At 67.1% G+C, this 24,954-nt stretch carries 24 protein-coding genes; 12 read left to right on the forward strand and 12 right to left on the reverse strand.

What is annotated here, in order from left to right:
- Positions 1 to 8: 8 nt before the first annotated feature.
- The 3 genes from Q9Q79_RS06490 (at position 9) to Q9Q79_RS06500 (ending at position 3,270) form a co-directional block, all read left to right on the forward strand.
- Positions 9 to 731: a pseudouridine synthase gene (locus Q9Q79_RS06490; RefSeq protein ID WP_005408708.1), complete on the forward strand. Its 723-nt coding sequence runs from the start codon at positions 9 to 11 to the stop codon at positions 729 to 731.
- Positions 732 to 875: 144 nt separating this feature from the next.
- Positions 876 to 1,946 (forward strand): sensor domain-containing diguanylate cyclase, encoded by a 1,071-nt coding sequence (locus tag Q9Q79_RS06495; protein ID WP_012479591.1) that lies wholly within the window; start codon positions 876 to 878, stop codon positions 1,944 to 1,946.
- Positions 1,947 to 2,109: 163 nt separating this feature from the next.
- Positions 2,110 to 3,270: an AAA family ATPase gene (locus Q9Q79_RS06500; protein WP_201863814.1), complete on the forward strand. Its 1,161-nt coding sequence runs from the start codon at positions 2,110 to 2,112 to the stop codon at positions 3,268 to 3,270.
- 45 nt (positions 3,271 to 3,315) lie between these two features.
- Here the strand turns inward: Q9Q79_RS06500 and Q9Q79_RS06505 are convergent, their stop codons facing one another.
- From Q9Q79_RS06505 to Q9Q79_RS06515, 3 genes are read right to left on the reverse strand one after another with little or no spacing between them, the layout of a single operon-like run.
- Complete coding sequence (locus Q9Q79_RS06505) at positions 3,316 to 4,263, reverse strand: DMT family transporter (protein WP_012479593.1); 948 nt, start codon at positions 4,261 to 4,263, stop codon at positions 3,316 to 3,318.
- Positions 4,264 to 4,297: 34 nt separating this feature from the next.
- On the reverse strand, positions 4,298 to 5,116 hold the full coding sequence (locus tag Q9Q79_RS06510) for a DUF72 domain-containing protein (protein WP_049454693.1): 819 nt from the start codon (positions 5,114 to 5,116) through the stop codon (positions 4,298 to 4,300).
- Complete coding sequence (locus Q9Q79_RS06515) at positions 5,113 to 5,556, reverse strand: VOC family protein (RefSeq protein WP_005408713.1); 444 nt, start codon at positions 5,554 to 5,556, stop codon at positions 5,113 to 5,115. Before Q9Q79_RS06515 ends, Q9Q79_RS06510 begins: the two co-directional genes overlap by 4 nt.
- A gap of 110 nt (positions 5,557 to 5,666) precedes the next feature.
- On the opposite strand from Q9Q79_RS06515, the gene Q9Q79_RS06520 reads away from it, so the two are divergent.
- From Q9Q79_RS06520 to agp, 3 genes are all read left to right on the forward strand, one after another.
- Positions 5,667 to 7,226, forward strand: a complete 1,560-nt coding sequence (locus Q9Q79_RS06520) for a serine hydrolase (protein ID WP_065183064.1) — start codon at positions 5,667 to 5,669, stop codon at positions 7,224 to 7,226.
- A 199-nt stretch (positions 7,227 to 7,425) separates the two neighbouring features.
- Positions 7,426 to 9,258, forward strand: coding sequence for a multidrug efflux ABC transporter SmrA (gene smrA / locus Q9Q79_RS06525; protein WP_012479597.1), 1,833 nt, complete (start codon positions 7,426 to 7,428; stop codon positions 9,256 to 9,258).
- Positions 9,259 to 9,325: 67 nt separating this feature from the next.
- Positions 9,326 to 10,558: a bifunctional glucose-1-phosphatase/inositol phosphatase gene (agp, locus tag Q9Q79_RS06530; RefSeq protein WP_201863812.1), complete on the forward strand. Its 1,233-nt coding sequence runs from the start codon at positions 9,326 to 9,328 to the stop codon at positions 10,556 to 10,558.
- A 9-nt stretch (positions 10,559 to 10,567) separates the two neighbouring features.
- On the opposite strand, the gene Q9Q79_RS06535 is transcribed toward agp, so the two are convergent.
- Both Q9Q79_RS06535 and Q9Q79_RS06540 read right to left on the reverse strand, forming a co-directional pair.
- Positions 10,568 to 11,563: a polysaccharide lyase gene (locus Q9Q79_RS06535; protein WP_201863810.1), complete on the reverse strand. Its 996-nt coding sequence runs from the start codon at positions 11,561 to 11,563 to the stop codon at positions 10,568 to 10,570.
- A 146-nt stretch (positions 11,564 to 11,709) separates the two neighbouring features.
- A complete protein-coding gene (locus Q9Q79_RS06540; protein ID WP_201863808.1) occupies positions 11,710 to 13,518 on the reverse strand; it encodes a DUF885 domain-containing protein in 1,809 nt (602 codons plus the stop codon).
- A 112-nt stretch (positions 13,519 to 13,630) separates the two neighbouring features.
- Between Q9Q79_RS06540 and Q9Q79_RS06545 the strand changes: the two genes are divergently transcribed.
- Together Q9Q79_RS06545 and Q9Q79_RS06550 are read left to right on the forward strand one after the other, a co-directional pair.
- Positions 13,631 to 13,987 carry a GFA family protein gene (locus tag Q9Q79_RS06545; RefSeq protein ID WP_049418436.1) on the forward strand — a complete coding sequence of 119 codons (357 nt, stop codon included), beginning with the start codon at positions 13,631 to 13,633 and terminating at the stop codon, positions 13,985 to 13,987.
- A 23-nt stretch (positions 13,988 to 14,010) separates the two neighbouring features.
- The gene (locus Q9Q79_RS06550; RefSeq protein WP_076739137.1) at positions 14,011 to 14,799 is read left to right on the forward strand and encodes a DUF4349 domain-containing protein; all 789 of its coding nucleotides are present in this window, start codon (positions 14,011 to 14,013) and stop codon (positions 14,797 to 14,799) included.
- A 31-nt stretch (positions 14,800 to 14,830) separates the two neighbouring features.
- Here Q9Q79_RS06550 and Q9Q79_RS06555 read toward each other — a convergent pair whose 3' ends face one another.
- Positions 14,831 to 15,124, reverse strand: a complete 294-nt coding sequence (locus Q9Q79_RS06555) for a hypothetical protein (RefSeq protein WP_005408721.1) — start codon at positions 15,122 to 15,124, stop codon at positions 14,831 to 14,833.
- Between the two features lie 68 nt (positions 15,125 to 15,192).
- Positions 15,193 to 16,137, reverse strand: coding sequence for a LysR substrate-binding domain-containing protein (locus Q9Q79_RS06560; RefSeq protein WP_005408722.1), 945 nt, complete (start codon positions 16,135 to 16,137; stop codon positions 15,193 to 15,195).
- Between the two features lie 115 nt (positions 16,138 to 16,252).
- On the opposite strand from Q9Q79_RS06560, the gene Q9Q79_RS06565 reads away from it, so the two are divergent.
- Positions 16,253 to 17,125 carry a DMT family transporter gene (locus Q9Q79_RS06565; protein WP_049454681.1) on the forward strand — a complete coding sequence of 291 codons (873 nt, stop codon included), beginning with the start codon at positions 16,253 to 16,255 and terminating at the stop codon, positions 17,123 to 17,125.
- A 576-nt stretch (positions 17,126 to 17,701) separates the two neighbouring features.
- Here the strand turns inward: Q9Q79_RS06565 and Q9Q79_RS06570 are convergent.
- A complete protein-coding gene (locus Q9Q79_RS06570; RefSeq protein WP_099481223.1) occupies positions 17,702 to 18,604 on the reverse strand; it encodes a peptidylprolyl isomerase in 903 nt (300 codons plus the stop codon).
- Positions 18,605 to 18,740: 136 nt separating this feature from the next.
- Between Q9Q79_RS06570 and Q9Q79_RS06575 the strand changes: the two genes are divergently transcribed.
- Complete coding sequence (locus Q9Q79_RS06575) at positions 18,741 to 19,106, forward strand: PadR family transcriptional regulator (RefSeq protein ID WP_111197962.1); 366 nt, start codon at positions 18,741 to 18,743, stop codon at positions 19,104 to 19,106.
- Complete coding sequence (locus tag Q9Q79_RS06580) at positions 19,103 to 20,092, forward strand: sensor domain-containing protein (RefSeq protein ID WP_024956309.1); 990 nt, start codon at positions 19,103 to 19,105, stop codon at positions 20,090 to 20,092. The genes Q9Q79_RS06575 and Q9Q79_RS06580 overlap by 4 nt, the downstream gene beginning before the upstream one ends.
- A 109-nt stretch (positions 20,093 to 20,201) precedes the next feature.
- Here the strand turns inward: Q9Q79_RS06580 and phaZ are convergent, their stop codons facing one another.
- Together phaZ and Q9Q79_RS06590 are read right to left on the reverse strand one after the other, a co-directional pair.
- The gene (phaZ, locus tag Q9Q79_RS06585; RefSeq protein ID WP_005408728.1) at positions 20,202 to 21,509 is read right to left on the reverse strand and encodes a polyhydroxyalkanoate depolymerase; all 1,308 of its coding nucleotides are present in this window, start codon (positions 21,507 to 21,509) and stop codon (positions 20,202 to 20,204) included.
- A 93-nt stretch (positions 21,510 to 21,602) separates the two neighbouring features.
- Entirely contained in the window at positions 21,603 to 22,193 is a 591-nt protein-coding gene (locus Q9Q79_RS06590) for a class I SAM-dependent methyltransferase (protein WP_049395933.1), read from the reverse strand.
- Between the two features lie 186 nt (positions 22,194 to 22,379).
- On the opposite strand from Q9Q79_RS06590, the gene Q9Q79_RS06595 reads away from it, so the two are divergent.
- On the forward strand, positions 22,380 to 22,835 hold the full coding sequence (locus Q9Q79_RS06595) for a CopD family protein (protein WP_005408730.1): 456 nt from the start codon (positions 22,380 to 22,382) through the stop codon (positions 22,833 to 22,835).
- Positions 22,836 to 23,008: 173 nt separating this feature from the next.
- Here Q9Q79_RS06595 and Q9Q79_RS06600 read toward each other — a convergent pair whose 3' ends face one another.
- The gene (locus tag Q9Q79_RS06600; protein ID WP_005408731.1) at positions 23,009 to 23,968 is read right to left on the reverse strand and encodes an acetyl-CoA carboxylase carboxyltransferase subunit alpha; all 960 of its coding nucleotides are present in this window, start codon (positions 23,966 to 23,968) and stop codon (positions 23,009 to 23,011) included.
- A 113-nt stretch (positions 23,969 to 24,081) separates the two neighbouring features.
- Positions 24,082 to 24,951: a hypothetical protein gene (locus Q9Q79_RS06605; RefSeq protein WP_059033803.1), complete on the reverse strand. Its 870-nt coding sequence runs from the start codon at positions 24,949 to 24,951 to the stop codon at positions 24,082 to 24,084.
- Positions 24,952 to 24,954: the final 3 nt, after the last annotated feature.

Here is a 24,954-nt window from a genome sequence, read left to right on the forward strand (position 1 = left end):
ATGGGCCGATGACCACCCGACTCAACAAACATATCGCCGACACCGGCTTCTGCTCCCGCCGCGAGGCCGATCGCCTGATCGCCGCGCGCCGCGTTACCGTCAACGGCCATCCGGCCGGTACCGGCGCGGTGGTGGGCGAGGAAGACCAGGTGCTGGTCGACGGCCAGCCGCTGCGCGCCCGCGTGGCACGCAAGCCCGGCGCCCGCCGCCACGTCTACATCGCATTGAACAAGCCGGTAGGCGTCACCTGCACGACCGAAACTTCGGTCAAGGGCAACATCGTCGACTTCGTCGGCCACGAACAGCGCATCTTCCCGATCGGCCGCCTGGACAAGGAATCCGAGGGGTTGATCCTGATGACCAGCAACGGCGACATCGTCAACCAGATCCTGCGCGCCGAAAATGGCCACCAGAAGGAATACCTGGTGGCGGTGAACAAGCCGGTCACCGATGAGTTCCTGCGCGGCATGGCGCGCGGCGTGCGCATCCACGACCAGATGACGCTGCCGTGCAAGACCTCGCGCATCGCCAAGTTCGGCTTCCGTATCACCCTGCAGCAGGGCCTGAACCGGCAGATCCGCCTGATGGCCGCCGAATTCGGCTATCGCGTGACCCAGCTGCGCCGCGTGCGCATCGACAACATCAAGATCGGCGCGCTGAAGCCGGGCCAGTGGCGCAACCTGACCGAGCAGGAACTGCAGGGCCTGCTGCCGAAGCAGCTGGACTGGTAACGCGCGGTAGTGCCGGCCGCTGGCCGGCTGCTCCAGGCATCGAATGAGTGCGGGATGCCGGCCAGCGGCCGGCACTACCCGTCGTGCGGTTTACGCGCCGGCATCAGCTAGACTTTGCAGTGACCTGCCGGAACGTGACGCTGCATGATCAAGCCCGACAAGCCTGCCAACGAAGCCCTTCGGCTCCAGGCGCTGTACCGCTACCGGATCCTTGATTCGCAGCGCGAGAAGTCATTCGACGACCTGGTGGCGATCGCCAAGGCGGTCTGCGGTACCTCGATGGCAGCGGTGACCCTGATTGACGTCGAACGGCAATGGTTCAAGTCGATCCAGGGCATCGACGCGGCGGAAAACCTGCGCAGCGAATCGATGTGTGGCCACGCCATCCTGCAGCCGCACCAAATCATGGTGGTCGAGGATGCGTTGCAGGACATCCGCTTCCACGACAACCCGGTGGTGACCGGCGACCCGCACATCCGCTTCTACGCCGGTGCGCCGCTGATCAGTTCCGATGGCCTGCCGCTGGGTACGCTGTGCGTGTTCGATGCACAGCCGCAGCACCTGCCCAGCGACAAGGCCGAGGCGCTGGCCGCGCTGTCACGGCAGGTGATGCTGGTGATGGAGCTGCGTCGTTTCGCGCTCGACATCCAGAAGCACATGCTGGAACGCGATGACTACGAGCGCCTGCTGTCGGAGTACCAGGACGTGCTGCTGGCGCAGAATGCCGACCTGGCCGAACAGAGCCGCACCGATGCGCTGACCGGCCTGCCCAACCGCCGCGCGATGGCAGCGGCACTGGAAGAGGCGGTGGCGGAGATCGATGGGCAACCGGGAGTAGCCTGCGTGGCCCTGCTGGACATCGATCATTTCAAGCACATCAATGACTTCCAGGGCCACGCCACCGGCGACCGGGTACTGGCTGAGCTGGGCGTGCTGCTGCGTTCGCATTTTGCCGGCCGTGGCATGGCCGCGCGCTATGGCGGGGAGGAGTTCGTGGCGGTGATGCCGGGCACTGATCTGCGCACGGCCGAACTGCAATGCGAGTTCCTGCGCCTGGCCGTGGCGGATCTGCCGCTGGGATTCCCGGTCACGATCAGCATTGGTGTGGCCCAGCACCAGCCCGGTGAAAGCGTGGATGAGATGCTGGCGCGCGCCGACAAGGCGCTGTACCGGGCCAAGGGCAACGGTCGCAACCGGGTGGAGCTGGCGGGCTGAAACACGGCGGTTCGCGCGCTGAACGCATGCGACGCGTGGATGATTCGATGCCGCTCCAGTAGATCCACGCCATGCGTGGATGCTCTTCCCGTTTCACTTGGCGTCGCAGCTCCTGCGATCAGAACCGGCCAGCATGACGTCCCTGTTTCCACGGACACCAGCCATGCTGCAGACCCTGGCCATCGCTCACTATCGCTCGCTGCACGGGCTGGTACTGCCGCTGCAGCCGTTGAACGTGGTCACCGGTGACAACGGCAGTGGCAAATCCAGCCTGTACCGCGCGCTGCGCCTGCTGGCGGAAACCGCCCAGGGCGGCGTCGCGGCGGTGCTGGCCCGCGAAGGGGGACTTGGTTCGGCGCTGTGGGCCGGCCCCGAATCCATCGATCGCCGGGTCGCGGCCGGCGAGATCCCGCTGCAGGGCGGGCCCCGGCAGGCGTCAGTGGGGCTGAAGCTGGGATTCACCACCGACGAGTTCGGCTATGCCATCGACCTGGGCTACCCGCCACCCAGCCGTTCCGCGTTTGCGCTGGATCCGCAGATCAAGGCGGAGGCGATCTGGGCCGGGCCGTTCCTGCGCAGCGCCAACCTGCTGGTCGATCGCCGTGGGGCAATGGTGCGCCAACGCCATGCGCACGGCTGGGATCTCGTGGATGACCGGTTGTCGCTGTTCGACAGCCTGTTCACCCAGGTCGGCGATCCGCAGCGCATGCCGGAAACCATCGCCCTGCGTGAGTACATCCGTCGCTGGCGCTTCTACGATCATTTCCGCAGCGACGCCGATGCCCCGGCGCGACAACCGGCGATGGCAACGCGCACGCCGGTGCTGCATCACGACGGGCGGGATCTGGCGGCGGCCTGGGTGACCATTCTCGAGATCGGAGATCCGGTCGCGTTGGCACGCAGTGTCGATGATGCCTTCTCCGGCGCCACGGTCGGCTTCGAAGAGCTGGACGGTCGACTGGCCCTGCGATTCCACCAGCCCGGGCTGCTGCGGCCGTTGTCGATGGCCGAATTGTCTGACGGTACCCTGCGATTCCTGCTGCTGGCCGCGGCACTGCACACGCCGCGGCCACCGCCGCTGCTGGTGCTGAACGAGTCGGAGACCAGCCTGCATCCGGACCTGCTGCCGGCGCTGGCGCGGCTGATCATCGCCGCCAGTGCGCGCAGCCAGGTGTGGGTGGTGTCACACGCCAGCCGGCTGATCGCGGCGTTGGAGCAGGCGCCGGGCTGCCACTCGCTGCATCTGCACAAGGAACAGGGCCGCACGCTGCTGAGCGGGCAGGGCCTGTTGGATGCGCCGGCCTGGCATTGGCCGCAGCGTTGAGTCATCGATCCGGATCCGGTAGATCCACGCCATGCGCGGATGCATTCAATCGGCGATGTTGCGTGCTTCGGCCGTGCCAAGGATTTCCGGGTGCTGCACCGGCTTGCGGCGGTTCAGCAGCGGATGCAGGAACACCGCGCCGACAATGATGGCCACGCCCAGGTAGAACCACGGCGTGACCTCGTGCTGCTCGCGCAGCAGCACCACCGCCAGCACCACCGCATAGACCGGTTCCAGGTTGGTCACCAACTGCACCGTATAGGCGCTCAGGTGGCGCAGTGCGACCAGGGCCAGGGCGAACGGCAGCAGCGTGCAGAACCCGGCCAGCACCAGCAGCAGGATGCCGTCGTGCAGATTCGGGACCACCCACAGCGGGCTGGCCAGTGCTGGCAGCAGGTAGGGCATCAGCGGTGCCAGCAGGGTCAGGGTGAGGGTGCCGGCACCCAGCTCCAGGGCGGTGACCGTGAGCGGATCGGCGTGGCTGACCATGCGCTTGTTGAGCGAGCCGAACACCGCCACCAGCAGCGCCGATATCGCGCCGATCAAGACACCCAGGCGCATGCCATCGGGCACGCCACCGACCACCAGCGCAACACCCGGCAGCACCGCCAGGCCGAACGCCAGTTCACGTAGCTGGAACGGCCGCTTGGCGACCCAGGGTTCGATGATCGAGGTGAACACCGGGGCCAGTGCAATGCAGGTGGCGGCCACCGAGGCATTGGCCAGTTTCACCGCGCCGTAGAAGGTCAGCCAGTGCAGGGCGACCAGCGCACCGATACCGGCGTAACCGGCCACCAGCCGCAGGGGCAGGGTGCGCAGCCCGCGCCAGACCCGCGGCAGCAGGGCCAGCATCGCCGTCACCAGCAGCATGCGCCACCACACCAGCGGCAATGCGGGCAGGGTGATCAGCTTGCCGAGGATGGCGGTGACGCCCCACAGCAGGACACAGAAGTGGATCTGCCACAGCGCTTTGCGGGTGTCGGGTGTGCTCATCCGCCTATTGTGAGGCAAGGCGAACGTCGCAGCGCTACCCGCGTGCGGGATCGCTGCCCTGGCCAACCCGCCGCTGCAGGGCCATCGCCGCCGCCGGGTTGCGTGCCTTGCCCGCGCCGATGCACAGCAGGTAGACCTCGCGCGGGGTTTCCGGAGCTGGCGCGGCCAGGCAGGGCAGGTCATCCACTGGTTCACCGCATGACCAGCGGCGTGCGCGTTCGGCCCAGCGCTGCTGCACGGGCGCCGGCAGGCCCTCGTTCAAGCGGGCCTGGCTGCGCTTGATCCGCGCATAGACGAAGCCGGCACTGACATCGCCGTGCAATGGCGCCTCGTCGCTGTCCTCGATCACCAGCGCCACGCCGTGGCGGCGGGCGGCGTCGACCAGTGCCGGGCCATGTGCCTCGGCGTTGCGGACCTCCAGCGCATGCTGCAGCGGCACCCCGTCCAGATGCTTCGGCAGCTGTGCCATCAGCCGTTCCAGTGCTTCGGCGTCGGCCGGATGCCGTGGATCGAACTGCCACAGCAGCGGGCCCAGCCGGTCACCGAGCGCGGTCGCCGCCTGCAGGAAGGGCGCGGCCGCCTCGACCGTGCTGGACAGGTCGCGGCGCTGCACCAGGTAGCGTGGCGCCTTCATCGAAAACCGGAAGCCTTCCGGCGTTTGTGCGGCCCACTGCGCGCACTGCGCGGCGGTGGGCGTGCGGTAGAAGGTGCCGTTGATTTCGATGCAACGCAGGGCACGGCTGGCGTGGGCCAGTTCTTCACGCTGCGGCAGGCCTACGGGGTAGAAAACGCCGCCGCGCCATTCGGGAAACACCCAGCCACCGATGCCGCAGCGGATCGCTCCGGCGGTCACTGGCCGTGGTCCGCGCGCCACGGGTCGTAGCTGCCGAACCACCACAGGTAGCCTTCCGGGTCGGCGCAGGCATAGCCACGGCCGCCGTAGTCCTGGTCGGCGATGTCGATGACGATTCGGGCACCGGCGGCCTTGGCCCGGGCGTAGTGCGCGTCGGCATCGGTGACGATCACGCAGGCACTCTGCGTCTGGCGGCCGCCGACCTCATCAGGCATCGCCGCATGCTCGCTCCACGCGCTCTGGTTGCTGGCCGAGCCCAGCATGATCATGCCGGTGCCGAAGGTCAGCTGCGCATGGAACACCGTATCGCCATCGGCGTAGACGGCCTGGGCATGGAAGCCGAAGGCGCGCTGCAGCCAGTCGATGGCAGCCTGCGCATCGCGGTAGCGCAGGCACGGAATGATGGTGGAGCCGCTGCTCGGTTGGCCGTTCTCGCCCATGACACCCCTCCTATGGCACAGGGCAGGGTGCAACGCAGAACGTTACCATCCCGCGAAACCCCGGTGACGGCCTGCACATGGCCGCCACCCCTGTTCGGAGATCGTGCTGGATGAAACCCTGGATTGGAGGAGCCGTGCTGCTGGCGTGCACGACCATGGCGAGCGCTGCCACCCCGGCGCAGCTGCAGGAGCTGGATGCAACCGTCGAGCGCGTGCGCGCGCAGTTCGACGTGCCCGGTATTGCGGTGGCGGTGGTCAAGGATGGCGAGGTGGTGCTGGAGCGCGGCTGGGGCGTGCGCGAGCAGGGCAAGCCGGAACCGGTGCAGGCCGATACGCTGTTTGCCATTGCGTCCAACACCAAGGCGTTCACCGCCACCTCGCTGAACCTGCTGGCCGAGGACGGCAAGCTGAAGATGGACGACAAGGTGATCGACCACCTGCCGTCGTTCCGCATGTCCGATCCGTTCGTGACCGGCCAGATGACGATCCGCGACCTGCTGTCGCATCGCAGCGGACTGAGCCTGGGTGCCGGTGACCTGCTGTTCTGGCCGACCACCTCCTACAGCAATGCCGAAGTGGTGGAACGGCTCGGGAAGGTGCCGCTGAAGGGTGGATTCCGCGAGGGCTATGCGTACGACAACATCCTGTACGCGGTCGCCCAGCAGGTGATCGAGCATGTTTCCGGCATGAGTTACCAGCAGTTCCTGCAGACCCGCATCTTCGACAAGGTGGGCATGGCCGGCACGCGCTACAACGCCGATCACCTGAAGCCAGGCGACAAGGCCGCGGTCGGCCACGCCAAGTACGATTTCAAGGACCTGCGCACCGTCGCGCCGCTGACCTGGTCGAACAATGCCGGCGCCGGCGGCATCTATTCCAGCGCGCACGACATGGCGCGCTGGATGCAGGTGCAGCTGGCCGAAGGCAAACTGGCCGACGGCACGCCGTTGTTCACCGAGAAGAGCCAGCAGCAGATGTGGCGGATGATCACGCCGCAGTCGATCCCGGCGCCGAGCGTGCCGGAGCTGGCACCGGCGCGGGCCAACTTCGCCGGCTATGGCGAAGGCTGGAGCCTGAGCGACTACCGCGGGCAGAAGCTGGTCTGGCACACCGGTGGCTGGCCGGGCATGGTTTCGCGGCTGACCCTGGTACCGGGCGAGAAACTGGGCGTGGTGGTGCTGACCAATCAGGAAGTGGGCGCGGCGTTCAATGCGATCACCCTGAGTGTGCTCGATGCCTACCTGGGCGGTGAAAAGCATGACTGGGTGGACGCCTATGCCAAGGCCGTGGCCAAGGGACAGGACAAGGCCGACGAGGCGTGGGCCAAGCACCGGAGCGCGCGCGACAAGGGCAGCAGGCCGTCGCTGGCGCTGGCCGGCTACACAGGCACGTTCCGCGACCGCTGGTATGGCGACATGCAGGTCAGTGCCGAGGGCAAGGGACTGCGCCTGCGCTTTGCCAAGACCGCGCAGCTGAGCGGACGCCTGGAGCACTGGCAGCACGACACCTTCATCGTGCGCTGGGACGACCGTTCGCTCAACGCCGACGCGTTCGTGAACTTCAGCCTGGACCCGGATGGCAAGGTGCGCGAGGTGCGTATGCAGCCGATTTCCGACCTGACCGATTTCAGTTTCGATTTCCAGGACCTGCTGTTCACCCCAGTGAAATGACGCCGCCGGGCGTGGCCCGGCGCTGACGTTCGACGAATCCGATGGGTAGTGCCGGCCGCTGGCCGGCAACCTCATGATCCCCGGATGCGTCGCAAGGGTGCCGGCCAGCGGCCGGCACGACCGCAGCCGCAGCGATCGTCGGCCGGCGTACACATGCGGCATGGGATACTCCGCCAGCTAAAGATGGCGAGGGAATGCGATGTTCCGTTGGTTTGAATCCCTGATTCCGGTGTTCCCACCCGTGGACGGGCGGATGCCTCCGCGCAAGGTGCTGCCGTTCTACCTGCACTACCTGCGCCCGGTGTGGCCGGTGCTGCTGGCCACGCTCATCGCCGGCCTGCTGCTGGCGCTGGTGGAAGTGGCGATGTTCGATTACCTGGGCCGCATCGTCGACATGGTCGCCGAGCAGCCCGGTGCCGACTTCTTCAAGCGCCATGCCAACGACCTGGGCTGGATGCTGTTCATCACGGTCATCGCGCGTCCGATCCTGGTCGGCCTGCACAACCTGCTGGTCAACCAGGCCATCGTGCCCGGCCTGAGCAACCGCTCGCGCTGGTTGATGCACAACTATGTGGTGCGGCAGAGCCTGAGCTTCTTCCAGAACGACTTCGCCGGCAGCGTCGCCAACCGGGTGATGCAGACCGGTACCTCGCTGCGCGAGTCGGCGGTGCAGATGGTCGATTCGCTCTGGTACATCGTGGTCTATACCGGCACCGCGCTGTACCTGTTCGCGCAGGCCGACTGGCGGCTGATGGTGCCGCTGATCCTGTGGCTGCTGGCCTATGCGGTGATCATGGTCTACTTCGTGCCGCGCGCGAAGGAACGGGCCTGGATTGCGTCCGAAGCGCGTTCCAAGGCGATGGGCCGCATCGTCGATGGCTACACCAACATTCCCACGCTGAAGCTGTTCGCCCATGGCGGGCGCGAGCAGGCCTACGTGGCCGAGTCGATCCAGGAACTGGCGGTCAAGCACCGCGCGCAGACCCGGGTGACCACCGGCATGGACCTGACCATCGCCATCGTCAACGGTTTCCTGATCGCCGGTACCTGTGGGCTGGCGCTGTGGCTTTGGAATGGCGGCCACATCACCGTCGGTGCGATCACGCTGGCGACCGGCCTGGTGATCCGCATCCACAACATGTCCGGCTGGATCATGTGGACCATCAACGGCATCTTCGAGGACATCGGCACGGTGCAGGATGGCATCACCACCATCGCCCAGCCGCTGACCGTGCAGGACCGCGAGGATGCAGTGCCGTTGCAGGTGACCCGTGGCGGCGTGCATTTCCAGGACATCCACTTCCACTACGGCAAGAAGGGTGGCGTGATCGCAGGCCTGGACCTGGTGGTGAAGCCGGGCGAGAAGATCGGCCTGGTCGGTCCTTCGGGGGCCGGCAAGTCGACCCTGGTCAATGTGCTGCTGCGCCTGTACGACCTGGAAAGCGGCCGCATCCTGATCGACGGCCAGGACATTGCCTACGTCACCCAGGAAAGCCTGCGCCAGCAGATCGGTGTGGTCACCCAGGACACCTCGCTGCTGCACCGCTCGATCCGCGACAACCTGCTGTACGGCCGTCCAGACGCGACCGATGAGCAGCTGCGCGCTGCGGTGGCCAAGGCACGTGCCGAAGCCTTCATCGATACGCTGGTGGACGGGCAGGGGCGTCGTGGCTACGACGCACATGTCGGCGAGCGCGGCGTGAAGCTGTCCGGCGGCCAGCGCCAACGCATCGCCATTGCCCGCGTGCTGCTGAAGGACGCCCCGATCCTGGTGCTGGACGAAGCAACCTCGGCACTGGACTCGGAAGTGGAAGCGGCGATCCAGGACAGCCTGGATGAGCTGATGGGCGGCAAGACGGTGATCGCGATCGCGCACCGGCTGTCGACCATCGCGCGCATGGACCGGTTGGTGGTGATGGACCAGGGACGCATCGTGGAGACCGGCACCCATGCCGAGCTGATTGCGGCCGGTGGCCTGTACGCACGGTTGTGGGCGCGGCAGACCGGTGGATTTGTTGCTGCCGATCAATGATCGCTTCGGGGTCGGATCCCTTTCTGCAGGAAAGGGCTCTGACCCCAGCGTGTTTCCGGAGACCTGCATGATCCGCCCCCTGCGCTCCCTGTTGCTGGCACTCAGCCTGGTTGCCACGGTTGCCACGGTTGCCACGGCTGCGCCGGCACCCATGGACGGCGACCAGCTCAAGCAGGTCGTCCTGCTCAGCCGTCACAACCTGCGCGCGCCGGTGGTGGCCTCCGGCGCGCTGGCCAATGCGACGCCCGAGACCTGGCCGCGCTGGGAGGTGGCACCGGGCGAGCTGACCACCAAGGGAGGCGTGCTGGAGGTCTACATGGGCCGCTACATCGCCCAGTGGCTGCGCCAGGCGCAGCTGTTGCCGGTGACGGGTTGCCCGCAGGAGGATGACTTCCACGCGTACGCCAACAGCCTGCAGCGCACCCAGGCCACCGCGCAGTTCTTCGTTGCCGGTGCTTTCCCGGGCTGCCATGTTGCGGTCGAACAGCGCATGCCGCTGGGCTCGATGGATCCGTTGTTCGATCCGGTGATCCACAACGGTGACACGACCTTCCGCACGCGCGCGCTGGAATCAATGCAGCGAGCGCTGGCCGCAGCGGACCTGGCACCGGCTCTGTCCGTGGTGGAAGAGATCACCCGCTATCCGCAGTCGGCGGCATGCAAGGGGCACAGCGACTGCCATCTGGCGCTGGCCGATACCACCTTCAGTACGGAACCGGGCAAGGAGCCTCGCGCGTCCGGATCACTGGCGCTGGCCAGCGGGCTGGTCGATGCCTTGTTGATGGAGCACTACCAGGGCAGTGGCATCCCCCGCGAAGGCTGGGGCCGGTTGACCACCGAGGCGCAATGGCAGGCGCTGGCGCAGATCCGCAACCGCTACCAGGACATCCTGTTCGGAACGCCCGAGGTGGCGCGGGATGTGGCCGCTCCGCTGCTGACAAGAGTGAATGCGTTGTTCGACGACCCGGCGTCGCCGAAGGTGACCCTGCTGGTCGGTCACGATTCCAATATCGGTTCCGTGCTGGCGGCGTTGGGAATCAGCGACTACAGCCTGCCGGGGCAGTACGAGAAGACACCGATCGGTGGCCTGCTGCAGTTCGAACGCTGGCGTGATCGCCACAGCGGGGTGGAACGGATCCGCCTGGCCTACGTCTACCCGACCACCGCGCAGCTGCGCGATGCGCTGCCGCTGGCCAACGCGCAGCCGCCGGGCCGCGTCGTGCTGCGTGTGCCGGGGTGCGCGGCTCAGGGGTGCACCGTCGCCGAGTTCCAGCGCCTGCTGCATCCGAAAGCCCGCTGAGGCGCGCTGCTAACGCAGCGGCGTGCGCACGATGCCCTGCGTGGCCATCAGCGTAAGGTCGCCGCCCAGCCGTGGCGAGTGGAACGGGCCGCGTGCATGCGCGGCGTCGAACACGCCGCCGTCAGGTGAGCGCAGGCGGTAGAACTCGACCCAGCCGCTGGCCTGCAGGGGCAACTGGGCAACGCCGGTGTGCTGGTTGAACCATGCAGGGTCCTTGCTGCCTTCGATGACGCGGCGGGCAAGGCGGTCAATTGCATGGTCCTTGCTGGCATACCAGTCCTGGCCGCGCAGCCGCGCCAGCTCGGCCATCATCACCAGTGGCGCCAATGCGTAGTCGTGATAGTGCAGGGCCCGTTGCTCGCGGGCCATCTCCAGCGGCAGGCTGCCATCGTCCTGGATGTCATCGATGCCCTTCTGGAACGCGGCGTGGCCGGCCTGCCACAGGGCGTCGTCGTCGGTGGCCAGTCCGGTGGCCAGCACGCCCAGCCCGCCCCAGTAGTAGTGGTTGTTGCGGCGCCGTTTCGGATTGTCCCAGTACGCCAGATTGGCCCGTGCCAGCTTCTGCAGCCACGGATCGATACGCGCACGCTGCTGCGGGTTGGCCTGGTCATGCACTTTCAGGTAGGCCATGGCTACCGCATCGAGCATCCACTGCCGCATGTAGAACGACTGATCGTTATTGACCCGGATCATCTGCCCGAGCATGGCGCCGTCGTCGGCCCAAGCACCCAACCAGCTCAGCGTGCACTGCGCCGTTGCCGGGTCACTGGTCCGCAGGTAGTCATCGCTCATGCGCGCCACGTCGGCGGCATAGCGGTCCAGCGGCGCAGTGGCATCCTCGTTCTGCTGGTGCAGTGCCGGGTCGATCACCGAGCCGACCTTGTCGGTGTAGTAGCCAAGCGCGCGGATGTCCGGCTGGCCGGGCGGCGGCGCGGGGCAGGTGGCGAAGGCACCCGCACTGGCCAGCAGCGTGGGCAGCAGGGCGAGGCGCAAGGGGAGAGACATTGGAAACCGGCGGAAGGGGGAATCCGGCGAACGATGCGCCTGGCCATGTTGCCGACATGTGATGCGGAGATGGCCTGGCGATCCCCCACAAACAGATCGGCCCGGGTTTGCCCGGGCCGTTCCGTTTCTAACTTACACCACCCCGATCACTCGATCGGCTGGTCCAGCATCAGCTGGCGTGCGAAACGCACCGGCGGGGCGCCGTAGGACAGCATCTGGTCGTGGTACGCCTTCAGGTTGAACTTGTCGCCCAGCTTGTCCTGCACCGCCTTGCGGGTGTCGAAGTGTTCCTGCGCACCGACGAAGTAGGTCGGTAGCTGTGCCGAGGTCAGCTGTGCACGCACCCACTTGCCCGCCGCTTCGCTTTCCTGCTGGAACGCGTCGTGGGTCATCAGGTGCATCGCCTTCTCGCGATCCCAGTTGTCCACGTGCACGCCCTGGTCGAGGATCGCGTTGGAGATCGTGCGCAGGTAGAACTTCAGCTGCACCAGGTGGAACAGCGGGTCGTTGTTGAGGTAGCCCTGCTCCTGCATCATGCGCTCGGTGTAGACCGCCCAGCCTTCGGCGAACAGGCCCGAACGCAGCACCGCACGCAGGGTGGAGGGGAACTTGGCCGAATGCCAGCCTTCCAGGTAGTGGCCCGGGGTGCCTTCGTGGATGCTCAGCAGGTGGATCATGCGCGAGTTGTACTCACGCAGGAACGAGTCGACCTGCTTGTCGTTCCAGTCGTCCGGAATCGGCGACACGGCGTAGAAGGTCTTCAGGTTCTTGTCCAGCGGACCCGGTGAATCACAGTAGGCCACGGCCACGCCACGCTGGAATTCCGGCATCAGGATGATGTCCACCGGCGCGTCGGGCAGCGTCATCAGATCGTGCTCGCGCACGAACGCGGTGGACTGCTCCAGTGCGGCCTTGGCATCGTCGACGACCTTGTCGCGTGCCGGCTTGTCGGCGTAGGCCAGCTCCAGTGCAGCTTCAATGGCCTTCTGCTGCTGCTCGTCGGTCGGCTGGGCCGGCATCTCCGGCGCACCCGGCTTGTCCTTCAGCACGGTCTGCGCGATGCCGTACATGTCTTCGCGCACGCGCTTGAGTTCAGCGCGTGCACGCTCACCGATCTCCTGGCGCGACAGCGAGGAGCTCAGCGCGAACTTCAGCTTCTGGTCGTACTTTTCCGCACCGATGCGGAAGTCGCCCTTGGCATTCGGCACCAGGGTCTTGTCCAGCCAGGTCTGCTGCTCGTCCACCGCCTTCTTCAGGCCGTCGATGGCGGCCTGCAGGCGCTGCTGGTCGGCCTGCGGCAGTTCACCGATGTGCGGGGTGATGAAGGTATCGACGATGCTGAGGATGCCCTTGTTCTGCTTGGCCACCGTCTCGGCATGGATCTTCGGCACGCGCGCCGGATCCAGGTTCTCGCGGGCCTGGGCGAAGATCGCCGGCAGCTTTTCCATGCGCGCGGTGGCCGACTTCAGGCGCTCCGGCAGCGGCGCGAACTCGCGCGCCATCAGGCCGTAGATCGCGCTGCCGGCGATGCCGTTGTACAGCTGCGGGTCCCACTTGCCGGACTGCAGCACTTCGGCGTTCCATATTTCCGACTGCAGCTGGTTGCGCAGGATCGCCGCGTCTACCTGGTTCTCGCGGCCCAGCTTGGCCACCTCGATCTTGTCCAGCTCGCCCAGCAGCGCCTTGTAGGCTGCCAGGGTCTTCTGCTGGCCGGCGGCACTGAGGTCGTCAAGCTCGCTGTCGTAGCGGTGGTCACCGATCTGGGTAGCGCTGACCGGCGACAGCTGCATCCAGGTGTCCAGGGCGCGCTTGGACAGGTCGGCGAAGGCGGCATCGACCGCCGCGTCACCGGCCTGCTGGCTGGTGGCCGGGGTGGAAGCGTTGGTCGGGGCGTCGGCCGGCTGGCAACCGGCCAGCGCGGCGACCAGGGCGAGGGCAAGAAGATGCGGGCGCATCGGCGTTCCTGTACGGGGTCAAACCCTGAGCATAGGGCCGCGTGGCTGCTTTGTCCCCGTGCCATAGGATTACCATGGGCGCAGACAAGGACCCTCCAAAGGAGCGCAGAACATGGAATACCAGGGAAGCTGCCATTGCGGCAGGATCGCATTCACCGTACAGGCCGGGGCGCCGATCAGCGACGTCATCGACTGCAACTGCTCGATGTGCCGCCGCCGTGGCAGCCTGCTGTGGTTCGCCCCGCGCGAAGCGTTCCAGCTGAGCACCGATCCGGCGGACGTGGCCACCTACCGCTTCAACAAGGCCCACATCGACCATCACCATTGCCGCGAATGCGGCATTGCCCCCTACAGCGAGGCGGTGGATCCGCGCAGCGGTATGCCGATGGTGGCGGTGAACGTGCGCTGCGTGCCTGCAGTGGATCTGGCCACGCTGGCGGTGACCTCCTACGACGGGGCCGCACTGTGAGGCCGGTGCGCGCGTGGACGTGCATGGCAGCAATGCCGGTGCTGCTGCTGGCGCTGGGCGCCTGCGCCAAGCAGGGCGACATGGCGGCGGATGCGGGCGCCACGGCGGCCGAGGCTGCCATCGCTTCACCGGAAGGCGCATTCCTCGCCTACGAACACGACGTGCAGGTGCAACTGGAAGCGGCGCAGATCGCACCGCGCATCCAGCAGGTGGCACAGGCCTGCCAGAGCGCGAAGTTCGGTGACTGCGCGGTGCTGCAGGTAGACCAGCGCAGCGGCGAGCAGCCCAGCGGCGAGGTCAAGGTGCGGATTGCACCGAAGGGCACCGAGCCGTTGATCGCGTTGGCCGGTGAGGGCGGCACGCTGCAGTCGCGCGACACGCGTGCCGAGGACCTCGCGCAGGCCGTGGCCGACACCGCGCTGACCAAGGCGCGGCTGGAGAAGGAACACGCGCGGCTGCTGGCCTACCAGGACCGCAAGGACCTGAAGATCGAGGACCTGATGGCGATCACCACGCGGCTGTCCGAGATCGAGGCGGGTGTCGAGCAGGCCAGCAAGGATGCCGCGCAGCAGCGCCGGCGCATCGATACCCAGCTGGTGACGATCCATTTCGATACCACGTCCGGCCAGCGCAGCCGCAGCGAGATCGGCGAGGCGCTGAGCGAGTCGGGCAGCATCCTCAGCACCAGCGTTGCGTTCCTGATCCGCGCCGTCGCCGCGCTGCTGCCGGTGGCGGTGCTGGCCTTGATCGCGGCCTGGGGTGTGCGGGCATGGTGGCGCCGCCGCCGTCGCAAGCTGCCGCCCAACCTCTGAGGTGGAGGCTGATGCCGGCAGCCCGCCGGCATCAGCCCTCGTCGGTCTCGTACTCGACGAACACATCCAGCTCCAGCGCCAGTTCCTGCACTGCGTCGCGCACCTTCTGCGCGGTGCTTTCATTGCCGACTTCCACTTCCAGCTCATGGATGCCCGGGCCGATGTCGTCGGACAGCCCGGCCGAGCTGGAATCGTCGTCGTCCATGTGCGGCATCAGATCGTCGGTTTCCTCGACATGCTCGATGCCCTCCAGGCCGAGCAGCAGGTCGCTGATGGCACGGGCGTCGTCTTCAGTTCCGGTGATGCGCAGTCGCAGCATGGCCATGGCGTAGGTACGTTGTGGAGTTGCCTGCAGCCTAGCCAGCGCCGGGCAAAGAACGGGTGAGGGTGCAGTCAGGCGCGTGTGGCCGGACGCCCGAGCAGGCTGTCCGGCAATGCGGGAATCGGTGTGCGTTCGTCCTGCGCCTGCTCCAGCAGCCAGTCGATGAACAGGCGTGCGGCCGGGCTGGGCGGTTGTCCTTCGGCATGCACTACGTGATACGCATAGCGCGCCTTCAGCGCCGGGCCGGGCAGGCGCACCACCTCGTAGCGCTGCAGATAGGGCTGGGCGATGTGGGTGCGCGCCAGCACCGCGCCCATGCCATACACCGCTGCACGCATCGCATCGGTGCTGTCGGCGAAGGTGTGCATGGGTGGCAGCGGCGACGGCGTGCGCACGCCGGCGTGGCGGAACCAGTCGCGCCAGCCCTGCGGCGACAGGTCGGTGAGCAGCGGCAGGTCGGCGATGCGCGCCGGATCGACCAGCGTTTCGACCCCGGCCAGTGCCGGTGAGGCGACCGGGAACAGGTAGTCATCCATCAGGTGCTGCGCACGCAGGCCGGGCCATTGGCCCAGGCCGTAGCGGATGCCCACTTCCGGGCCGTTGTCGTCATAGCGATCCAGCCCGCTGCCGGTATGCAGTTCGATGCGGATGTGCGGGTAGGCCTGGGTGAAGCGCGGCAGCCGTGGCAGCAGCCAGCAGTAGGACAGCGAGCGCAGCGTGGTGATCCGCAGCGGCACGCTGTCGGCATCCGGCTGCAGGTGATGGGCGACGGCCGCGACATCGGTGAAGGCGGCGCTGGCGGCGTCGGCCAGTTGCCGGCCCTCGGCGGTCAGGCGCACGCCGCGGGCGTGGCGCAGGAACAGCCGTACTTCCAGCACTTCTTCCAGGCGGCGGACGTGGTGGCTGACCGCGCTGGCGGTCAGGTGCAGCTCCTGCGCGGCCTGGGCGAAGTTCTGGTGGCGCGCGGCGACCGCGAACACGGCCAGTGCGGGTAGCAGGGAAGGGCGTAGCAGCATGTCGAGCCTCAAGCCATATTTGTGGCTGGCAGCGATACTACGCGCTTGTGCGGCGGGCGTCTGCGCCTGATCCTGTCCGCCTTGGCGAGGAATTGACGATGTACGGAGGCAAGGCATGAATGCGGTCCCACAGGCGGCCGAGCGCGATTGGCGCACGCCGCTGGAATTGACCCTGCTGGGCGCCATCTGGGGCTGCTCGTTCCTGTTCATGCGGGTGGCGGTGCCGTCGTTCGGCCCGTTCGCGCTGGTCGAAGTGCGGCTGGTGCTGGGTGCGCTGGTGCTGCTGCCGTTCCTGTGGCGCGCCCGCGCGCAGTTCCCGCCGCGGCGCTGGCTGTGGCTGGCGCCGATCGGCCTGATCAACTCGGCGTTGCCGTTCGTGCTGTTCGCCTATGCAGCGGAACAGGCGCCGGCGGCGATCGGCGCGATCTGCAATGCGATGACCGTGCTGTTCGCCGCGCTGATCGCCTTCCTGTTCTTCGGCGAGAAGATCGGCATGCGCCGCGCCGGTGCCTTGCTGGTTGGCTTCGCTGGCGTGGTGGTGCTGGCCACCGCCAAGGTTTCCGGCCTGAGTATCGGCACCGCGGTGCTGGCCGGTGCGGCGGCTTCGCTGCTGTACGGCCTGGGCGTGAACCTGGTGAAGCGGCACATGACCGGCCTGCCGTCGGCGGCAGCGGCGGCGGCAACGCTGTCGTGTGCCTCGCTGTGGATGCTGCCGATGGCGGTGAGCCACTGGCCGCAGGCGGCGATTCCGCTGAAGGCCTGGGGCGCGGCGATCGCCTTGGGCGTAGCCTGCACCGGGCTGGCGTTCCTGATGTTCTACCGCCTGATCGGCCGTATCGGCCCGTCACGGGCGTCGACGGTGACCTACCTGATTCCGCTGTTCGGCGCGGCGTTTGCGTGGTTGTTCCTGGGGGAGGCGGTGACGGTGCAGATGTTGATTGCGGGTGTGTTGATTCTGGGTAGCGTGGCGGTGAGCCAGAAGGGCTGAGGAATTGGCGTTTTGCGCGTTGCGCGTGCTGAAGGTGCTTCACTGTTCATGGGCGTTACTTTTCTTTGTACGCAAAGAAAAGTAACCAAAAGAAACGTTCCGCCGGCCGCGAGCCGGTGCTGCGCACCGGTGCCCTGCGCTCCTCGGCCCGTCGAGGGACGGCGCGGGAACTCGCTGCGCTCAGACACCCGCGCCTCTTCGCCCTCGCCGGACCTGCGGTGCTCGGCTCGCTCAAGGCGGATCCAAGATCAAAGGCAGAAGCGGTCGCTTCGCTCGCCGGGCCCGGCCCGGCACTACCATGCATCGTCGTGCAGCTGTGGCTCTTGACCTTGGGTCCGCCTTGAGTGAGCCGAGCATCGCAGGGGAATCAGGGGCGAAGAGGTGCCGATGTCTGAGCGCAGCGAGTTCGGCACCGTCCCCTGATTCACCGAGAAGCGCAGGGGACCGACGTGCGAAGCACGGCGGCTCGCGACCTGGCGGCGCGTTTCTTTTGGTTACTTTTCTTTTCGCGCGAAAAGAAAAGTGACGCCCATGAACAGTGAAGCACCTTCAGCACGCGTCACGCGCAGGAAACCATCAGCGCACCGGCACCGGAATATTGCAGAGATCGATATGCCCCGCCGGGCGCTTGTAGAAATCATCCACGCGATTACGCCGTGCCTCCACCGTATCGGCAAAGGTCTTCGAGTCGGTACGCAGTACCTGGATCGGCGTGCGCTCTGCCGCCGGTACGTCGCTGGCGCGGCGGATCGACACGATTGGCGTACGCAGCTTCGGGTCGGTGTAGAAGCCCATCGGTGCCGGTCCGCGCGGCGTCGCGCTGAGCAGTTCCATGCCCTTCAGTACGCGGCCGACGAGGGTGATGTTGCGGTCCAGCTGACGCGGCGACTGGCCGGTCACCACGTACAGTTCGGCACCGATGCTGCTGTCTTCCTCGTTGCTGCGGCCGGCGCCGAGCATGCCGTAGCAGTGCGCCAGCCAGGCCTTGCCGGCCTGCGGGTCATGGCCGACCGGGAAGCCGTCGACGAAACCGGTCTGCGCGGCCCACCCATCGCGATCCGGCAGCACGCTGACCTTCAGGCCGGCGCTGGCGCGCTCGAACTCGGCCGGCAGCTTGCGTGCGGCACTGCCGAACGGCCTGGCCTTGGCTGCGTCATCGGCGTCGGCATCGCCGAACTGCACCACGAAATTGTCCTGCGAGCGGTAGATGCTGGTGCCGTCCCAGAAGTGCTCATGGGCGAAGGTCTGGATGTTGGCGACATGGCGCGGGGCGAACTGCGGCGCCAGCTCGATGATCACCCGCCCCGCCGGCAGGTCCATGTACAGCAGGTTGGCCGGGTCCGGGGTGCGCCAGTCGCTGGCCGCCGATGCGTCGAGGATCTGCTGCGGGCTGCGGTAGGGCGTGGCCGAACTGGCCATGGCGGGCAGCAGGCAGGACAGGGCGAGGGCGGTCAGGGCAAGGCGACGAAGGTGCGGCATGGGATCCCCGGAACATGAACGAGGCTTCGATTCTGCGCGAGCGGCCCGGCCACGCCAACCGGCACGATGACTAACGACACATTCGCTATACCGAACTTCGCACTACTGTGGACTTCAACGTAGTGGAGGGCCGGTCATGTCCGATGACGATGTCCAGCTGAAGAAGTTCCAGAAGGAGCTCAGCGCCGGAACGGTGTCGCTGGCCCTGCTGGCGGTGCTGGCCCGGGCCGGGGAGCCGCTGTACGGCTACCTCATTGCCAAGGAGCTGGAGCGGGTGGGCGAGGGCGTGCTGAGCGGCAAGCAGAGCGCTCTGTACCCGGTGCTGCGCAACCTGGAGGCTGCCGGTCTGCTGGAAAGCCACGTGGAGCCGTCCAGCAGCGGTCCGCCGCGGCGCTACTACCGCATCAATGAACGTGGCCGCGAGGTGCTGGCGCAGTGGCGCCAGGCCTGGCAGGCCACCCGCGATTCCGTCGATTCCGTGTTGGAGGGGGTACCGCAATGAACGACCCGAGCCTGGCAGGCCGAGCCCTGCCCACGACCATCCCGCAGTACCTGGCGCAGCTGCGCGCGGCGCTGGAAGGCGCCGACCCGGCGATGGTGCAGGACGCCCTGTACGACGCCGAGGAATACCTGCGCTCGGAACTGTCCGCGCAGCCCGGCCGCAGCGAGGCCGAGGTGATCGCCGACGTCGCTGGCAGCTATGGCGCCCCGGACGAAGTGGCCGAGATCTACCGCGAGACCGAAGTGACGGTGAACCGCGCGCTGCGCACGCCGCGTGCGGATACCGCACCGGTGCTGCGCGCAGCGGCCGAAGCCAGTGGCGTCGAGCCGGCCGCACCGCCGCCGGCGCCGGTGCAGCGCTCGCTGCTGGCGCGCTTCTTCGGTGTGGTGACCGATCCGCACACCTACGGTGCGCTGTTCTACATGCTGCTGTCGCTGGCCACCGGCATCTTCTTCTTCACCTGGGTGGTGACCGGCCTGTCGCTGTCGCTGGGCCTGCTGATCCTGATCGTGGGCATTCCGCTGACCGTGCTGTTCTTCGGCTCGGTGCGCGGGCTGGCGCTGCTGGAAGGGCGGCTGGTGGAAGCGCTGCTGGGCGAGCGCATGCCGCGCCGTCCGCGTTACACCGATCGCAGCCGCACCTGGCTGCAGCGCATCGGCGACATGTTCACCGATGGCCGCACCTGGCTGACCCTGCTGTACTTCGTGCTGATGCTGCCGCTGGGCGTCATCTACTTCACCCTCGCGGTGACGCTGCTGTCGCTGTCGCTGAGCCTGATCTGGGCGCCGGTCGCGGCGATCTTCAGTGGCGACATTCCGGGCGTGTACGTCGATGGCGTGAACGTACTGCCGATGGCTGCATCGCCGCTGGTGGCGATCACGGTTGCTGCGGCGGGCGCGCTGCTGCTGCTGCTGACGATGCATCTGGCACGCGGCATCGGCAAGCTGCACGGGCTGATCGCCAAGAACCTGCTGGTGCGGTTGTAACAGGCCAGGGGTCGGATCCCTGTTCGCAGAACAGGGCTCTGACCCCGGATCCCATCATGCTGGGGTCAGAGCCCTTTCCGTTGGAAAGGGATCCGACCCCTGCCGGGAATCAGCCCGCCTTTCGCCGCAACGGGGTGACGTTGCTCTTCTTCTTCGTGGCCTTCGCCGCCGGTGCTTCGGCATGCGCGGCGAAGAAGTCGCGCACCTTCGGGTACACCACTTCGCGCCAGCGACGGCCGCTGAAGATGCCGTAGTGGCCGGCACCTTCGACGATGAAATGCTCACGGCGGTCCGCAGTGATGCCGGTGCACAGCGCCTGTGCGGCTTCGGTCTGGCCGAGGCCGGCGATATCGTCCAGCTCGCCCTCGATGCTCAGCAGCGCGGTATCGCGGATCGCCGACGGATCGACCTTCTCGCCGTTGACCACCCACTCACCACGCGGCAGCAGGAAGTCCTGGAACACCACGCGGATCGTATCCAGGTAGTACCTGGCCGGCATGTCCAGCACCGCGTTGTACTCGTCGTAGAAACGACGGTGCGCGTCGGCGTCTTCCAGGTCGCCCTTGACCAGGTCGGTATAGAAATCCCAGTGCGAACTGAAGTGGCGGCTCGGGTTCATCGACAGGAAGCCGGCGTGCTGCAGGAAGCCCGGGTACACGCGGCGACCGGCGCCGGGATAGCTGGCCGGCACGGTGTGGATGACGTTGTTCTCGAACCACGACAGCGGGTTCTGCGTGGCCAGGTTGTTCACTGCGGTCGGGCTGCATCGCGCATCGATCGGGCCACCCATCATCACCAGCGTGCGCGGCGTCGGTTCGCCACGGCTGGCCATCAGCGAAACCGCGGCCAGCACCGGTACGGTCGGCTGGCACACGCTCACCACGTGCAGGCGCTCCACGCCGAGGTGGCGGATGAATTCCTGGATGTAGGCGATGTAGTCGTCCAGGCCGAATTCGCCTTCGCTGGCCGGCACCATGCGCGCATCCACCCAGTCGGTGACGTACACGCGGTGGTCGCGCAGCAGCGTGCGCACAGTATCGCGCAGCAGCGTGGCATGGTGGCCGGACAGCGGCGCAACGACCAGCACGAACGGCTGGTTGAGCATCGTGTGCAGCTGGTCGGCTTCATTGCTGTGGCGCTTGAAGCGCAGCAGCTTGCAGAACGGCTTGCTTACTTCCTCGTGCACGACGATCGGCACGCGTTCGCCATCGACGTCGATTTCGTTGATGCCCCACTCGGGCTTCTCGTAATCCTTGCCGATGCGGTGGAAGAGTTCATTGACCGCCGCCAGGCGATCAGCGCCGGGCATCTGCGACCACCAGTGGCCCTGGTTGGCGAAGAACCTGGCATTGGCCTGGGCCTGGTGCACCCAGGGGGCGAGCAGGTTGCGGGTCAGTTCGTGCAGTTGATAGAGCATGACGACCGAATATGTATGGTCATATGTTGCCGCGCAGCATATCCCATCCGGGTGTCCCGCAGGTTAAGTCGGCTGAAAATAATGAATCTGGATTCACATCCGTTCCAGCGCCGCCGCATCGCCTGCCAGGGCGGGGCCGAGCCAGCAGTGCGACCCCACCGGCTGCAGGCCATGCTGGGCCAGCGTGCGGCGGTACCAACGCGCTGGGCGCGCCTGGAAGCCGTCGTGGTCGCCTTCGAACGCGTCCTCGGCGGCGAAGGTCTCCAGGAAGGCCACGCCGCCCGTCAGCTCTGCCACGCCGGCCAGTCCGGCGCGCAGCTCGCGGTCGGGCACGTAGTGCATCACGTCCGAGCAGACCAGCAGGTCGACCGGGGCACAGGGCCGCAGCCAGGCGAAATCGCCGAAGCGGGCCATGTGCAGGTTGCGGGTCCTGCCGTAGCGGCGCACAGCGTACTCGCTGCTGTCGAAGCCGAGGTATTCGACCTTCGGACGCAGCTTCAGCAGCGGTGCGCGCCAGGCGCCTTCGCCGCAGCCGATGTCCAGCACGCTGCGGATCGGTCGTTCCAGGTAGTACTCGGCACTGGCCACGGCCAGGGCGACCTTTCGCGCCAGGCGGGCGCTGCCGCCGATGTCGGCACGGCGGTACCAGCGTTGGAAATAGGCGGCGTCGTAGGTCTTGTCCATGGGGCGGTGCGCGATCGGGGAAAAGGCGCCTATCGTACGGTGTTGCGCCCCCGGGTGTGGCGGACCTGCAGTAGAGCCACGCCATGGGTGGCTGCCATGCTGCGGCGATTGGACGCGGCAGCCACCCATGGGGTGGCTCTACTGCGACAATGGGTACCCATCTACGCCAGCCGCCGGAGCGAGCGCATGCAGAGCTACTACTGGGTCAAGACTTTCCACATCGTGTTCGTGGTGGCGTGGATGGCCACGGTGTTCTACCTGCCGCGCATCCTGGTGAACCTGGCCGAGACTGCGGGCCAGCCGGCGGTGACCGAGCGCCTGCAGCTGATGGGCCTGCGCCTGTACCGCTTCGGCCACTCGATGTTCGGCCTGGCATTCCTGCTGGGCCTGGTGCTGTGGCTGGGCTACAAGGTCATCCCTGATTTCCCGACCATGGTCGCGCCTGGCGGCGCCGGCTGGCTGCATGCCAAGCTGGGGCTGGTGGTGCTGCTGCTGGTGTACTTCGGCTGGATCGGCCGCCTGCTCAAGGGCGTGGCCAAGGGCAGGGCGCTGCCGTCGTCGCGCGCGCTGCGCTGGATCAACGAGATCCCGCTGCTGGCCTTCATTCCGATCGTATGGCTGGTGCTGGCCAAGCCGTTCTGAGGCGGGGTCATCTGCACCCGGTAGATCCACGCCATGCGTGGATGCCGTCAGGGCGCAAACGAAAGCGCCGGGCAAACGCCCGGCGCTTTCGTTTCTGCAATCACCTGCGTGTTGCCGGCCAGCGGCCGGCACTACCAGGCCTACCTGCATGCTGGCCAGCGGCCGGCACTACTTCAGGCTGCTTCGTACGTGCCGTAGCTGCGCAGGCGCGCGTAGCGCTGTTCCAGCAGCTGTTCGGTGGACAGCTTGTCCAGCGCATCCAGCTCGTTCAGCAGCACCGCCTTCAGGCGCTTGGCCATCTGCGTCGGGTTGCGGTGGGCGCCGCCGGTGGGCTCGCGCACGACCTTGTCGACCAGGCCCAGGCTCTTCAGGCGCGGGGCGGTCAGGCCCAGCTGTTCGGCCGCGTCCTTGGCCTTGCCGGCGTCCTTCCACAGGATCGAGGCGCAGCCTTCCGGGGTGATGGTCGAGTACACCGCGTATTCCAGCATCACGGTGCGGTCGCCCACGCCCAGCGCCAGCGCGCCGCCGGAGCCGCCTTCGCCGATCACGGTGCAGATGATCGGCACCTTCAGTTCGGCCATCTCGATCAGGTTGCGCGCGATCGCTTCGGACTGGCCGCGCGATTCGGCGTCGATGCCCGGCCAGGCGCCAGCGGTGTCGATCAGGGTCAGCACCGGCAGGCCGAAGCGCTCGGCCATCTTCATCAGGCGCAGGGCCTTGCGGTAGCCCTCCGGCTTGGGCATGCCGAAGTTGCGCTTGATCTTCTCCTTGGTGTCACGGCCCTTCTGGTGGCCGATCACCATCACTGCACGGCCGTTGATGCGGGCCAGGCCACCCATGATCGCCTTGTCGTCGGCGAAGGCACGGTCGCCGGCCAGCTCCTGGAACTCATCGAACATGACGCGGAGGTAGTCGGCGGTGTAAGGGCGCGACGGATGACGTGCCAGCTGCAGCACCTGCCACGAGGTCAGGTTGCGGAAGATCTGCGCGGTGCGCATGCGCAGCTTGTCCTGCAGCGCGTGCACTTCCGCCTCGACATTGACCGCCGGCCCGGCACTGGCGTTGCGCAGTTCCTGGATCTTGGCTTCCAGGTCGGCGATGGGTTGCTCGAAGTCGAGGTAGTTCGGATTCATCGGAAGCCGTCGTGTAAAGAAGAGGGGAATTCTAGCCGAATGCGCGCAAACCACCCGTACGCCTTCGTCTGGAAGGCGACGGTAGCGCAGCCGGGCGGGGCGCGCCAGTCAGCTCAGGGCACCACCAGGGCGCTGCGGCCCATCAGCTGGCTGCGCTGGGAAACGAAGTCGTTGTAGGCCTCGTTGGCGTCACGGCCCAGCCCGCTGCCCAGCGTGGCGGTGGCCGAGGTGAAGGCCATCTGCGCGGCGAAGTCCTGCTTGCGCAGCGCCTTCTGTTCATCGGCGGTGGTAGCCTTCAGCCAGCGCGCATAGACCTCGCGCAGCGGCGCGGCGTGGGCCTCGAAGGCCGGCACCAGCGCCGGCAGGCTGGCCGGGGCCGGTTCCAGGCTGAACGCCGGGGCCACGTAGCCGGCCGGCTGCTCGCGCTTGAACGCGCCGGGCTCGCCCATGCCTTCTTCCACGTAAGCGATGAAGTCTGGCGCGGTGAACACCTTGGCCACGATCTGGCCACCGCTGGCGTCGACGTGGGCCACCACCTTTTCCTTCGGGAAGGGCTCGCGCACGCCGTAGGTCCAGGTTTTGTCGATGAACAGGTCGTGGCTCTTCTCGAACGGGCCTTCGAAGTCGACCCCGCCAAGTTCGATGCCCTTGTTGCCGACGCCGAAGTTCTTCAGCTTGCTCTCGTCGGTGACATAGACCTCGCGGGCGATCACGTACTCGCTCAGGGTCGGGTTGATCAGGCCGCCACGGCCATCGACGTAGACGATGAAGCGCACGTCGCCCAGTTTGTCGGTGTGCAGGCGGTGCTCACCGACAGCGAGCGAGATCGGGCGCGAGCCCTGTGCGGCCACCGGCAGGTCCTTGCCATCGATGCTCAGGGCCAGCGGCGCATCGGTCGGGTTGTCGATCTGGAACTCGACCTTCGATGGCGAGCAGGCGGCCAGGGCCAGCGCGGCGGCGAACGGGAACAGCAGGGTCTTCATTGG

This window comes from Stenotrophomonas sp. a6 (genome assembly GCF_030913325.1).
GTDB classification, from domain to species: Bacteria; Pseudomonadota; Gammaproteobacteria; order Xanthomonadales; family Xanthomonadaceae; genus Stenotrophomonas; species Stenotrophomonas maltophilia.

What these genes read in the sequence shown, in the direction of transcription:
- Q9Q79_RS06600 (WP_005408731.1), bottom strand. Translation starts at nt 23,968, where the DNA reads ATGAATCCGAACTACCTCGACTTCGAGCAACCCATCGCCGACCTGGAA.
- agp (WP_201863812.1), top strand. Translation starts at nt 9,326, where the DNA reads ATGATCCGCCCCCTGCGCTCCCTGTTGCTGGCACTCAGCCTGGTTGCC.
- Q9Q79_RS06520 (WP_065183064.1), top strand. Translation starts at nt 5,667, where the DNA reads ATGAAACCCTGGATTGGAGGAGCCGTGCTGCTGGCGTGCACGACCATG.
- Q9Q79_RS06505 (WP_012479593.1), bottom strand. Translation starts at nt 4,263, where the DNA reads ATGAGCACACCCGACACCCGCAAAGCGCTGTGGCAGATCCACTTCTGT.
- Q9Q79_RS06490 (WP_005408708.1), top strand. Translation starts at nt 9, where the DNA reads ATGACCACCCGACTCAACAAACATATCGCCGACACCGGCTTCTGCTCC.
- Q9Q79_RS06570 (WP_099481223.1), bottom strand. Translation starts at nt 18,604, where the DNA reads ATGCCGCACCTTCGTCGCCTTGCCCTGACCGCCCTCGCCCTGTCCTGC.
- Q9Q79_RS06555 (WP_005408721.1), bottom strand. Translation starts at nt 15,124, where the DNA reads ATGGCCATGCTGCGACTGCGCATCACCGGAACTGAAGACGACGCCCGT.
- smrA (WP_012479597.1), top strand. Translation starts at nt 7,426, where the DNA reads ATGTTCCGTTGGTTTGAATCCCTGATTCCGGTGTTCCCACCCGTGGAC.
- Q9Q79_RS06535 (WP_201863810.1), bottom strand. Translation starts at nt 11,563, where the DNA reads ATGTCTCTCCCCTTGCGCCTCGCCCTGCTGCCCACGCTGCTGGCCAGT.
- Q9Q79_RS06590 (WP_049395933.1), bottom strand. Translation starts at nt 22,193, where the DNA reads ATGGACAAGACCTACGACGCCGCCTATTTCCAACGCTGGTACCGCCGT.
- Q9Q79_RS06495 (WP_012479591.1), top strand. Translation starts at nt 876, where the DNA reads ATGATCAAGCCCGACAAGCCTGCCAACGAAGCCCTTCGGCTCCAGGCG.
- Q9Q79_RS06605 (WP_059033803.1), bottom strand. Translation starts at nt 24,951, where the DNA reads ATGAAGACCCTGCTGTTCCCGTTCGCCGCCGCGCTGGCCCTGGCCGCC.
- Q9Q79_RS06575 (WP_111197962.1), top strand. Translation starts at nt 18,741, where the DNA reads ATGTCCGATGACGATGTCCAGCTGAAGAAGTTCCAGAAGGAGCTCAGC.
- Q9Q79_RS06515 (WP_005408713.1), bottom strand. Translation starts at nt 5,556, where the DNA reads ATGGGCGAGAACGGCCAACCGAGCAGCGGCTCCACCATCATTCCGTGC.
- Q9Q79_RS06500 (WP_201863814.1), top strand. Translation starts at nt 2,110, where the DNA reads ATGCTGCAGACCCTGGCCATCGCTCACTATCGCTCGCTGCACGGGCTG.
- Q9Q79_RS06565 (WP_049454681.1), top strand. Translation starts at nt 16,253, where the DNA reads ATGAATGCGGTCCCACAGGCGGCCGAGCGCGATTGGCGCACGCCGCTG.
- phaZ (WP_005408728.1), bottom strand. Translation starts at nt 21,509, where the DNA reads ATGCTCTATCAACTGCACGAACTGACCCGCAACCTGCTCGCCCCCTGG.
- Q9Q79_RS06580 (WP_024956309.1), top strand. Translation starts at nt 19,103, where the DNA reads ATGAACGACCCGAGCCTGGCAGGCCGAGCCCTGCCCACGACCATCCCG.
- Q9Q79_RS06540 (WP_201863808.1), bottom strand. Translation starts at nt 13,518, where the DNA reads ATGCGCCCGCATCTTCTTGCCCTCGCCCTGGTCGCCGCGCTGGCCGGT.
- Q9Q79_RS06545 (WP_049418436.1), top strand. Translation starts at nt 13,631, where the DNA reads ATGGAATACCAGGGAAGCTGCCATTGCGGCAGGATCGCATTCACCGTA.
- Q9Q79_RS06560 (WP_005408722.1), bottom strand. Translation starts at nt 16,137, where the DNA reads ATGCTGCTACGCCCTTCCCTGCTACCCGCACTGGCCGTGTTCGCGGTC.
- Q9Q79_RS06550 (WP_076739137.1), top strand. Translation starts at nt 14,011, where the DNA reads ATGGCAGCAATGCCGGTGCTGCTGCTGGCGCTGGGCGCCTGCGCCAAG.
- Q9Q79_RS06595 (WP_005408730.1), top strand. Translation starts at nt 22,380, where the DNA reads ATGCAGAGCTACTACTGGGTCAAGACTTTCCACATCGTGTTCGTGGTG.